Annotated in this window: 8 protein-coding genes; 4 read left to right on the top strand and 4 right to left on the bottom strand. The window is 75.2% G+C overall.

Annotated elements, in window-relative coordinates; genetic code table 11:
* Positions 1-187: 187 nt before the first annotated feature.
* Positions 188-3,205, top strand: coding sequence for an alpha-mannosidase (locus IE330_RS35885; RefSeq protein WP_190140372.1), 3,018 nt, complete (start codon positions 188-190; stop codon positions 3,203-3,205).
* A gap of 49 nt (positions 3,206-3,254) precedes the next feature.
* Here IE330_RS35885 and IE330_RS35880 read toward each other — a convergent pair whose 3' ends face one another.
* Positions 3,255-4,079, bottom strand: coding sequence for an alpha/beta fold hydrolase (locus IE330_RS35880; protein ID WP_190140371.1), 825 nt, complete (start codon positions 4,077-4,079; stop codon positions 3,255-3,257).
* A gap of 89 nt (positions 4,080-4,168) precedes the next feature.
* Between IE330_RS35880 and IE330_RS35875 the strand changes: the two genes are divergently transcribed.
* On the top strand, positions 4,169-4,660 hold the full coding sequence (locus IE330_RS35875) for a MarR family winged helix-turn-helix transcriptional regulator (RefSeq protein WP_190140370.1): 492 nt from the start codon (positions 4,169-4,171) through the stop codon (positions 4,658-4,660).
* A gap of 51 nt (positions 4,661-4,711) precedes the next feature.
* Here IE330_RS35875 and IE330_RS35870 read toward each other — a convergent pair whose 3' ends face one another.
* The 3 genes from IE330_RS35870 to IE330_RS35860 form a co-directional block, all read right to left on the bottom strand.
* Positions 4,712-6,154, bottom strand: coding sequence for a lipase maturation factor family protein (locus IE330_RS35870; RefSeq protein WP_190140369.1), 1,443 nt, complete (start codon positions 6,152-6,154; stop codon positions 4,712-4,714).
* 145 nt (positions 6,155-6,299) lie between these two features.
* Complete coding sequence (locus IE330_RS35865; protein WP_190140368.1) at positions 6,300-6,998, bottom strand: response regulator; 699 nt, start codon at positions 6,996-6,998, stop codon at positions 6,300-6,302.
* Positions 6,995-8,206 carry a sensor histidine kinase gene (locus tag IE330_RS35860; RefSeq protein WP_190140367.1) on the bottom strand — a complete coding sequence of 404 codons (1,212 nt, stop codon included), beginning with the start codon at positions 8,204-8,206 and terminating at the stop codon, positions 6,995-6,997. The genes IE330_RS35865 and IE330_RS35860 overlap by 4 nt, the downstream gene beginning before the upstream one ends.
* A gap of 133 nt (positions 8,207-8,339) precedes the next feature.
* On the opposite strand from IE330_RS35860, the gene IE330_RS35855 reads away from it, so the two are divergent.
* Both IE330_RS35855 and IE330_RS35850 read left to right on the top strand, forming a co-directional pair.
* Complete coding sequence (locus tag IE330_RS35855) at positions 8,340-9,248, top strand: ABC transporter ATP-binding protein (RefSeq protein ID WP_190140366.1); 909 nt, start codon at positions 8,340-8,342, stop codon at positions 9,246-9,248.
* Complete coding sequence (locus IE330_RS35850) at positions 9,245-10,126, top strand: ABC transporter permease (RefSeq protein ID WP_229926165.1); 882 nt, start codon at positions 9,245-9,247, stop codon at positions 10,124-10,126. Before IE330_RS35855 ends, IE330_RS35850 begins: the two co-directional genes overlap by 4 nt.
* The last annotated feature ends 278 nt before the right edge of the window (positions 10,127-10,404 follow it).

Below are 10,404 nucleotides of genomic sequence, written 5' to 3'. Positions count from 1 at the left end.
GCGCTCGTCCTCAAACGCCGGACGGGCTATCCCCTAGCCCGTCCGGCGTTTGAGGACGAGGCGCGGAGCGCCGAAAAGGCGGGGTCCAGGGGCGGCAGCCCCTGGTTTCGGGAAAGGGGCGGGCTTGGGGAGCCCCCGGCGGGGCCACCGCCTCAGCCACCACCCCCGCGAACCCGAAGGACACCGCATGCACGACGACCGCACCCTCATCGAAGGCCGCCTCAAGCGCGTCCTGGACGAACGCATCCGCCCGGCCGTGTACCCCGAGTCCGTCCCCCTGGACGTAGCCGTCTGGACCGCCCCCGGCGAACCGGTCCCCGTGGCCGAAGGCCTCGCCGCCACCCCTGAGCCCATCGCGGTCGGCGCCCGCTGGGGCGCCCCCTGGGGCACGAGCTGGTTCCACGTGACGGGCACGGTCCCCGCCGCCTGGGCGGGCCGCACCGTGGAGGCCGTCCTGGACCTCGGCTTCGACGAGAACATGCCCGGCTTCCAGTGCGAGGGCCTCGTCTACCGCCCCGACGGCACCCCGGTGAAGGGCCTCAACCCGCGCAACCAGTGGGTGCGGATCGCCGCCCCCGCCGAGGGCGGCGAGCGCGTCGACCTGCGCGTCGAGGCCGCCTCCAACCCCGTCATCCTCGACTACCACCCCTTCCTGCCCACGCAGCTCGGTGACAAGGACACCGCGGGCAGCGAGCCGCAGTACCGCCTGGAGCGCATGGACCTCGCCGTCTTCGACGAGACGGTGTGGCAGCTCGTGATGGACCTGGAGGTCCTCGGCGAGCTGACGCAGGAGCTGCCGGAGGACTCCGGCCGCCGCCACGAGATCCTGCGCGCGGTCGACCGCGCCCTGGACGCGGTGGACCTCCAGGACGTCAACGGCACGGCGGCCGCCGCCCGCGCCGCGCTCGAAGGCGTCCTCGCCGCGCCCGCGCACGACTCGGCGCACCGCATCAGCGCCGTCGGCCACGCCCACATCGACTCGGCGTGGCTGTGGCCGCTGCGCGAGACCGTACGGAAGGTCGCCCGGACCACCTCCAACATGACCGCCCTGCTCGACGACGACCCGGACTTCGTCTTCGCCATGTCGCAGGCGCAGCAGTGGGCGTGGATCAAGGAGCACCGGCCCGAGGTGTGGGCGAAGGTGAAGAAGGCCGTCGCCGACGGCCGCTTCGTCCCGGCGGGCGGCATGTGGGTGGAGTCGGACACCAACATGCCCGGCTCGGAGGCGATGGCCCGGCAGTTCGTGCACGGCAAGCGCTTCTTCCTGGAGGAGTTCGGCGTCGAGAACGACGAGGCCTGGCTGCCCGACACCTTCGGCTTCGCCGCGGGGCTCCCGCAGATCATCAAGGCCGCCGGGTCCAAGTGGCTGCTGACGCAGAAGATCTCGTGGTCGCAGACCAACAAGTTCCCGCACCACACCTTCCGGTGGGAGGGCATCGACGGGACCCGCATCTTCACCCACTTCCCGCCCGTCGACACGTACAACTGCGCCGTGAAGGGCAGCGAGATCGCGCACGCCGCGCGGAACTTCAAGGACAAGGGCGTGGCCCGGCACTCGCTCGCCCCCGTCGGCTGGGGCGACGGGGGCGGCGGCACCACCCGCGAGATGATCGCGAAGGCCGCGCGGCTGCGGGACCTGGAGGGCTCCCCGGCCGTGCGCTGGGAGCGGCCCGCGGAGTTCTTCGAGAAGGCCGAGGCCGAGTACCCGAACGCGCCGGTGTGGGTCGGCGAGCTGTACCTGGAGCTGCACCGCGCCACGCTGACCAGCCAGGCCGGCACCAAGCAGGGCAACCGCCGCAGCGAGCACCTGCTGCGGGAGGCCGAGCTGTGGGCGGCGACGGCCGCCGTGCGGGCCGGGTTCCCGTACCCGTACGGGGAGTTGGACCGCATCTGGAAGACGGTCCTGCTGCACCAGTTCCACGACATCCTGCCCGGCTCGTCGATCGCGTGGGTGCACCGCGAGGCCCGCGCGACGTACGCCGCCGTGGCGGAGGACCTGAACGCCGTCATCCGCGCCGCCCAGAAGGCCCTGGCCGGGGACGGCACCCGGGAGCTGGTCTTCAACGGGGCGCCGCACGCCCGCGCCGGCGTCCCCGCGGGCGGCGCCCAGGCCCCCGCGGCCGACGGGCGGACGACGGTCACCGCCCGCGCGGACGGCGGCCACGTCCTCGACAACGGCCTGCTGCGGGTGGAGGTCGACGCGCGCGGCCTGGTCGTCTCCGCGTACGACCTCGTCTCCGGCCGGGAGGCGGTCGCGCCGGGCCGGGCGGCGAACCTGCCCCAGTTGCACGCCGACTTCCCGAACATGTGGGACGCCTGGGACGTCGACGCGTTCTACCGCCACACCGTCACCGACCTGTCCGAGGCCGAGGAGGTCACGGCGGAGGGCGACGCGTCCGTGCGGGTCGTGCGGCGGTTCGGCGCCTCGCGGATGACGCAGGTCCTCACCCTCGCCCCCGGGCAGCGCCGCCTCGACATCGACACCGAGGTCGACTGGCACGAGACGGAGAAGTTCCTCAAGCTGGCCTTCCCGCTGGACGTGCACGCGGAGCGGTACGCGTCCGAGACGCAGTTCGGCCACTTCTACCGGCCCACCCACACCAACACGAGCTGGGAGGCCGCCAAGTTCGAGGCGTGCAACCACCGCTTCGTGCACGTCGAGGAGCCCGGCTGGGGCGTCGCCCTGGTCAACGACTCCACGTACGGCCACGACGTGACGCGCACGGTACGGGACGCCGACTCCGGGACCACCACGACCGTGCGGGTCTCGCTGCTGCGCGCCCCGCGCTTCCCCGACCCCGAGACCGACCAGGGCCTCCACCGCTTCCGGCACGCGCTGGTGCCCGGCGCCGACATCGTCGACGCGGTGCGCGAGGGCTACCGGATCAACCTGCCGGAGCGGCGGGTCACGGGCGGTGCGACGGAGGTCGCCCCGCTGGTCGCGGTCGACGACGACGCCGTGGTCGTCACGGCCGTCAAGCTCGCCGACGACGGCAGCGGCGACGTCGTCGTCCGCTTCCACGAGGCCCGTGGCGGCCGCGCCCGCACCACCCTGCGCCTCGGCTTCGAAATTGCCGACGTGGTGGTGACCGACCTGCTGGAGCGGCCGCTGGACGACGCCCCGGCGCCCGCACGGGACGGCGGCCGCGTCACGGTGGCACTGCGCCCGTTCGAGCTGGTCACGCTGCGGGTGCGCAGGGCCTGACGCCGAGCGCGCACCCGGTCCCGGTCCGCTGGGCCCACCCCCGTGGGGCTCAGCGGACCGACGCGACGAACTCCCGCAGCAGGGCGTCGAAGGCCTCCGGCCGCTCCATGTTCGGGTAGTGGGCCGTGCCCTTCACCGTCGCCGTACGGGACCCGGGCACGGAGCGGGCGAGGCGCTCGGCCATGGCGATGTTGTCGGGCCCGTCCAGGTCGCCGGTGACGGCAAGGAGGGGCAGGCGCAACTGCGCCGCCCGCGCCCAGGTGTCGGTCACGGGCACGAGGAGCTGCGGTTCGGCGCCGGTGTGCTTGGCGACCGTGCGCTCCGTCATCTCCCGCAGCCGGCGTACGACGTCCTGGTCGACCTCGTCGAGCGACCGGTGCGGGCCCGCCGCGTACAGCATCGTCGCGTCGACGTACGCGGCGGCGTCCCCGGCGGCGGCCGCGCGGGCCCACTCGGCCTGGACGGCCAGGGCCCACGGGTCCTCGAACGTGGGCTCGCTGGTGCCCGCCCCGACGACCACCAGCGCGCTGACGAGCTCGGGGTGTTCCAGGGCGGTGTCCACCGCGATGCCCGCGCCCATCGACAACCCGACGAGCACCGCCGGGCCGACGTCCAGGTGGCGCAGGAGCGCGGCCAGGTCGTCGGTCTGGCGGAACGGCACGCTCGCGTTGGCGGACCCGCCGTGGCCGCGCGTGTCCGGCGCGATCACCCGGTGGTCCCGGGCGAAGGAGGCCACCTGGTCGTCCCACATGCGGTGGTCGAGGAAGCCGCCGTGCAGCAGGACCAGCGGAGAGCCGGGGCCGGGGCCGGTGTCGCGGTAGACGAGGGAGCCGTCGGTGCTGGGGAACGCGTACACATCAGAGGCGTCGGTCATGACAACCAAGGTGTCATGAGGGGTGCCATCATGGCAACCGAGGTGTCACGTTGCCCACGCGACGGCAACCGAGGTGTCATGATGCGGTGGTGCACGACGACCCGCGCGACCCCGACCGGCCACTCGCCCCCGACGACCTCGCCCGCCGCCTCACCGAGGTCTTCGACCTGGTGGGCCCCCTGTACCGGCGCGTGCAGCGCGCGGTGGAGCGGGCCGAGCCGATCGAGGGCCTGTCCGTCGGCGTGCGCGCGGTCCTCGACCTGTTGCACCGGCACGGGCCCATGACGGTCCCGCAGATGGGGCGCGCCCAGTCGCTGAGCCGTCAGTTCGTCCAGCGCATGGTCAACGACGCGGCCGTGCGCGACCTGGTCGCGATCACGCCGAACCCCGCCCACCGGCGGTCCTCCCTGATCCGGCTCACCCCGGCGGGCCAGGAGGCGATCACCGCCGCCACCGCCCGCGAACACGCCCTCATGCGCCAGGTGCGCGGCGACCTCACCGAGGCCGACGTCACGGCGTGCCTCCACGTGCTGACGCGGATGCTCGACGTCTTCGACGACGTCGACGCCGACGTCGAGTAGGGCCCGCGCGGGGCTCCGCGGGACCCCCCTGCGGTCCCCGCCTCCCCGTGCCTACGACCCCCGCCGCCCTGCCGTGTCCAGCCGCGTCGGCGGCAGGAACTCCCGTACGTACGTCCGCTCCCAGTACGCGCCCGTCTCGCGCCGCTCGCGCCACGTCGTGAAGCGGTAGCGGTACAGGCGGGCCCGCACGTACGCCGGGGGCTCGTCGGGGAACGGGCAGTGGCGCAGCAGCCGGAGCGTGTCCCGGTCGCCTTCGAGGAGCCGCTCCACCAGCGGGCCGAACCACGCGCGGGCGTAGGCGGGGGAGAGGCCCGCGAACCACATCAGCCAGTCGAGCCGCAGGTGGTACGGGGCGTACTGGCGCGGCCGGCGACGCGGGTCGCCGGGCTTGCCCTTGAACCCGTACTCCCGCCACACGGAGTCCTGCCGGGGCACCGGGTCGGCCGTGCCCTCGATCACCACCTCCTGCCGGACCCGGCTCACGCTGCCGAACGCGCCGTAGGTGTTGACCAGGTGCAGCGCGTCGAAGGAGGTGTTCATGACCTGCCGCCGCGACAGCATGTTGCGCACCGGCCGGTAGCTCAGCGCCAGCACCAGCACCGTCACGGCGACGACCAGGACCTCGTACCACACCGGGGGAGCGGCGAGCGGCGACGGCGGGTCCGCCGCGTCGCCGAGCAGCAGCCGGAAGTCGACGGCCGAGAGCGCGAGCAGGATCGTCAGCCAGTTCAGCCAGGCGAAGTTGCCGGACAGGACCAGCCAGAGCTGGGTGACGGCCATCAGGCAGGCCGCGCCGGTGGCGACGGGCTGCGGGGTGAACAGCAGGAACGGCACGGCCAGTTGGGTGACGTGGTTGGCGGCCGTCTCCACGCGGTGCAGCGGGCGCGGCAGCCGGTGGAAGTACCAGCTCAGCGGCCCCGGCATCGGCTGGGTCTCGTGGTGGTAGTACAGGCAGGTGAGCGAGCGCCAGCAGGCGTCGCCGCGCATCTTGATCAGGCCCGCCCCGAACTCGACGCGGAACAGCACCCAGCGCAGCAGGAACAGCACCAGGACGGGCGGCGCGACGTCGTCGCCCGCCAGGAACACCGCGAGGAAGCCGACCTCCAGGAGCAGCGACTCCCAGCCGAAGGAGTACCAGGTCTGGCCGACGTTCACGACGGACTGGTACAGCAGCCACGGCACCAGCCACAGGGCCATCGCCGCCCCCAGCGGCAGCCATCCGTCCACGCCCGCGAGCAGCGCCGCCGACACCGCGCAGCCCGCCCAGGCGCACCCGGCGAAGAGCCGGTCGGAGTAGCGCCAGTGGAACAGGCTCGGCGCCGCGCGGAACGGCACCCGCGCCACGTACCGGGGCACCGGCAGCATGCCGCGCTCACCGATGAGCGGGCGGAACTGGAGGGCCGCGCCGAGGAAGGCGACGAGGTAGAGCGCGGCGAGCCCGCGCTGGAAGACCAGGCGGCTGCACCAGTACCCGTCCGCCGTGAACCACTCCACGCCCCCCATTGTGACGCCGGGCGCGCCCCCGGACCCCTCGGGCACCGCCCCATGGCGGCCGCCGGGCGCCGCACCGCCCCGTGGCCACCGCCGGGCACCGCGCCACCCCGGCCCCCCAGTCGCCGCCGACCCGCCGCGCCCGGAGCTAGGGCGTCACCAGCCCCGTCTCGTACGCGATGATCACGAGCTGGACGCGGTCGCGCGCCCCCAGCTTGGCGAGCAGCCGCGTCACGTACGTCTTCGCGGTGGCGACGCTGATCGTCAGCCGCTCGGCGATCTCGGCGTTGGTCAGGCCCGCGCCGACCAGCGCGAGGACCTCGCGCTCCCGCTCGGTGACGCCGGTGACCTCGCGCGGGGGCGCGGCCGGGCGCGGGCGGCCCGCGAACTCCTTGATCAGGCGGCCGGTGACGCTCGGCGCGATCAGCCCGTCCCCGGCCGCGACGACCCGCACCGCGCCCAGGATGTCGTCGAGCGCCATGTCCTTCACCAGGAACCCCGACGCCCCGGCGCGCAGCGCCCCGTACACGTAGTCGTCGTCGTCGAACGTCGTCAGGACCACCACGCGGGCCGCGCCGCCGTCGGCGGTGACCCGGCGCGTCGCCTCGATGCCGTCCATGCCGGGCATGCGGATGTCCATCACCACGACGTCCGGGGCCAGCTCCCGCGCCAGCCGCACCGCCTCGGCGCCGTCCCCGGCCTCGCCGACGACCTCCAGGTCCCCGGTCTGAGCGATCACCATGGTCAGGGCCGTCCGCACCAGCGGCTGGTCGTCCGCGAGCAGCACCCGGACCGGTGCCGGGCCGCCTTCGGGGGTCGCCGCCGGGCCCGGCGGCGTCGGCGTCATCGGACCGCCTCCGGGACGGGCAGGCGGGCCGCGACGCGGAAGCCGCCGCCCGGGCAGGGCCGGGCGGAGAACTCGCCGTGCAGCAGGCTCACCCGCTCCCGCATGCCGAGCAGCCCGTACCCGCTGCCCCGGCTCCCGCCCGTGCGGCCGGGCCGCCCCTCGTCGAGGACCTCGATGCGCAGCTCCTTGCCGCGCCGCTCCACCGTGACCTGGCAGGAGTCGGTGCCCGCGTGCCGCACCACGTTGGTCACCGCCTCCTGGATGATCCGGTACGCCGACACGTCCACCTCCGGCGGCAGCGGCCGGGGCGCCCCGAGCCAGCGCACGTGGACCCGGACCCCGGCGGCCGTCGTCCGCGCGGCGAGCCGGTTGACGTCCGCGAGGCCGGGGCTCGGGCCGAGCGGCGCCGTCGCGGAGACCTCGCCCGGCGCGGACCCGCGGAGCGCGCCGAGCATCCGGCGCAGGCCCGACAGGGTCTCGCGGCTCGCCGTCTCCACCGCGCCGAGCGCGTCGCGCGCCAGCTCGGGCCGGGTGTCGATGACGCGGCGCGCGGCCCCGGCCTGGAGGGCGACGATGCCGATGGTGTGCGCGACCATGTCGTGCAGCTCGCGGGCGATCCGCAGCCGCTCGGCGGTGACCGCCTGCGCGGCCGCCTGGGCGCGCAGTTGCGCGGCGTGCGCCCGGGACTCGTGCGTGGCCCGGCCCAGCAGCCAGGCGATGACGGCGGTGAGCGCGACGGTCAGCTCGGCGGAGGTGCCGACGGGCCAGCCGCTCAGGAGCCGCACCGTCAGGTACGCGGCCGGTGTGGCCAGCGCCATCGCGAGCGCCGCGGCCGCGGTCCGCCGCGGCCGCGACGCCGCGACGCAGTACAGGGCGACGTCGACCGCGAGGAACTGCAGCAGCGGGATCTCGGCCACGCTCAGCGGCGTCGAGCCCAGGGCGGACCCGGCGAGCAGCAGCGCGAGGGCGGGCAGCGGCCGCCGCTCCAGGCGGACGCAGCCCACCAGCGTCACGGCCGTGGCGGCGGCGAGCGTCAGCAGGCCGTCCCACCGGAACAGCAGCACGCTCGGCCACACCGAGGGCTGCGACTCGCCCGGCAGCCGGAACCGGAACAACAGGCTGAGCGCCGACCCCGCGCACCAGGCGAGCGCCATCCAGGCGGCCGGGGAAAGGCGCTTGAGCAGGGACGGAGCCGGTGTCGCGGACATGCCCGGAAGCGTAGCGGGGTGATCGGCGACGGGCATCGGACCAGGGGTGTACACCCCTGGTCGACACCAAGCCCCGCGATTGTCGGCACCGGTCGGATGCCCGGGGCGCCCCGCCCCCGGCACCGTGGACGGCATGATCGACGTCAACGCCCTGACGAAGCGGTACGGCGGCACCACGGCCGTCGACGCGCTGACCTTCACCGTGCGGCCCGGCCGCGTGACCGGCTTCCTCGGCCCGAACGGCGCGGGCAAGTCCACCACCCTGCGCCTGATCCTCGGCCTCAACGACCCCACCGGCGGCACCGTCACCGTCAACGGCCGCCCCTTCCGCGACCGACCGCGCGGCCTGCGCCACGTCGGCGCGCTGCTCGACGCGGGGGACGTGCACGGCGGGCGCACCGCCGCCGCCCACCTGTCCGTGCTCGCCCGCTCCAACCGCGTCCCGCCCCGCCGCGTCACGGAGGTCCTCGCCGAGGTGGGGCTCGCCGCCGCGGCCCGGCGCCGCGTCGGCGGCTTCTCCCTCGGCATGAAGCAGCGCCTCGGCATCGCCGCCGCGCTGCTCGGCGACCCGCCCGTGCTGCTCTTCGACGAACCGCTCAACGGGCTCGACCCGGAAGGCGTGTTGTGGGTGCGCGGCCTGTTCCGGCGCCTGGCGGACGAGGGGCGCACCGTGTTCGTCTCCAGCCATCTGATGTCGGAGATGGAGAACACCGCCGACGAGCTGGTCGTCATCGGGCGCGGGCGGCTGATCGCGGCGGAGAGCCTCACCGCCTTCGCCGCCCGGGGCACCGGCGCGGGCGTCACCGTGACCACGCCCTCGGCGGCCGCCCTCGCCGACGTCCTGACCGCCGAGGGCGCGACGGTCCGGCGCGACGGCGCCCGGCTCGCCGTCACCGGCCTCGACGCCGCCCGCATCGGGGACCTCGCCTGCCACCACGGCCTGCCGCTGCACCAACTCGCCACCCGCACCGCCTCGTTGGAGGACGCCTTCATGGAACTCACCGCCGACAGCGTCGAGCACCGCGCGGGGGAAGCCCGATGACCGCCGTCCCGCACGCGCCGCAGGCGCCGGGCACGCCGGGCGCCACCGCCGCCCGCCCGGCCGACGGGCCCGCCGAGCCCCGCCCGCGCTTCCGTGACCTGCTCGCCGCCGAGTGGCTGAAGCTGTGGTCGCTGCGGTCCACGCCGTGGGCGTACGCGATCACCGTCCTCACCGTCGTCGGCTTCAACACCGGTACCGCGTACGACACCTACCGCTACTGGAGATACCACGACGCGCGCGGCCGGGCCGACTTCGTCCGTGACGGCATCGCGCTGTCGGAGGCCTTCACCGCCAACGCCGCCACGCTGCTCGTGCTCGCGGCCGGTGCCCTGGGGGCCGCCGCCGTGGCCGGCGAGTACGGCTCGGGGCTGATGCGCACGACGTTCACCGCCGTGCCCGCGCGCGGCTCGGTCATGGCCGCCAAGGCCGCCGTGGTCACGGCGGTCACCACGGCCGTCGGCACGCTGATCGCGGTGGGCTCCTACGCCGTCACCCAGGCGATCCTGTCCCGGCGGGGCGTCGGGCTGCCCTTCGACCACCCGGGAGCGACCCGCCTCCTCGTGGCGTCCGCGCTGCTCATGCCGGTGGCGGCACTCACCGGCATGGCGCTCGGCACGCTGCTGCACCACCTCGGCACGGCGATGGTGCTCACCGTCGTCACCCTCGTCCTGCTGCCCGCGGTCTTCAGCCCCGACCGCCACTGGTCGGCGCTCGTCGACCACGCGCTGCCCTACGAGGCGTGGCTGCGGCTCACCCAGCCCGCCACCTTCACCACCGCCCACCCGTGGTCGACGGGCGGCGCGTGGACGGTGTACGCGATGTGGGCCGCCGTGGCCGGCGCGGTGACGATCGTGGGGGTGCGGCGCCGGGACCCGTGAGCGGCAGGGCGCCACGCACGGCGGCGCCCCTCCGCTTGCGGTCCGCCGAGCCCGGCGCCGGACAGGAGGGGACGCACGCCGGGCGAAAGGCGCGAGGTACCCGTGCGCGCACCCGTCCGCACCTACGCGACGGCCCTGGCGATGTCCGCGGCCCTCACGGCCGCCCGCCGGGTGCTCGGCGGGCGGCGGCGAGGGCGGGGGCGTCGCCGGGCGCGAGCTGTTCCCGCGGCCCGTGGCCGCGCGGGGCCCGTGGCCGTGCGGGGCCCGACCCCTGCACC

It is taken from the genome of Streptomyces longispororuber (assembly GCF_014656095.1).
Lineage (GTDB): Bacteria > Actinomycetota > Actinomycetes > Streptomycetales > Streptomycetaceae > Streptomyces > Streptomyces longispororuber.
The sequence above is the reverse complement of the archived record's forward strand: the minus strand, read 5'-3'. Positions and strand labels throughout refer to the sequence as shown.

Coding starts and splice junctions, on each gene's coding strand:
- IE330_RS35885 (WP_190140372.1), top strand. CDS start 188: ATGCACGACGACCGCACCCTCATCGAAGGCCGCCTCAAGCGCGTCCTG.
- IE330_RS35880 (WP_190140371.1), bottom strand. CDS start 4,079: ATGACCGACGCCTCTGATGTGTACGCGTTCCCCAGCACCGACGGCTCC.
- IE330_RS35865 (WP_190140368.1), bottom strand. CDS start 6,998: ATGACGCCGACGCCGCCGGGCCCGGCGGCGACCCCCGAAGGCGGCCCG.
- IE330_RS35860 (WP_190140367.1), bottom strand. CDS start 8,206: ATGTCCGCGACACCGGCTCCGTCCCTGCTCAAGCGCCTTTCCCCGGCC.
- IE330_RS35855 (WP_190140366.1), top strand. CDS start 8,340: ATGATCGACGTCAACGCCCTGACGAAGCGGTACGGCGGCACCACGGCC.
- IE330_RS35850 (WP_229926165.1), top strand. CDS start 9,245: ATGACCGCCGTCCCGCACGCGCCGCAGGCGCCGGGCACGCCGGGCGCC.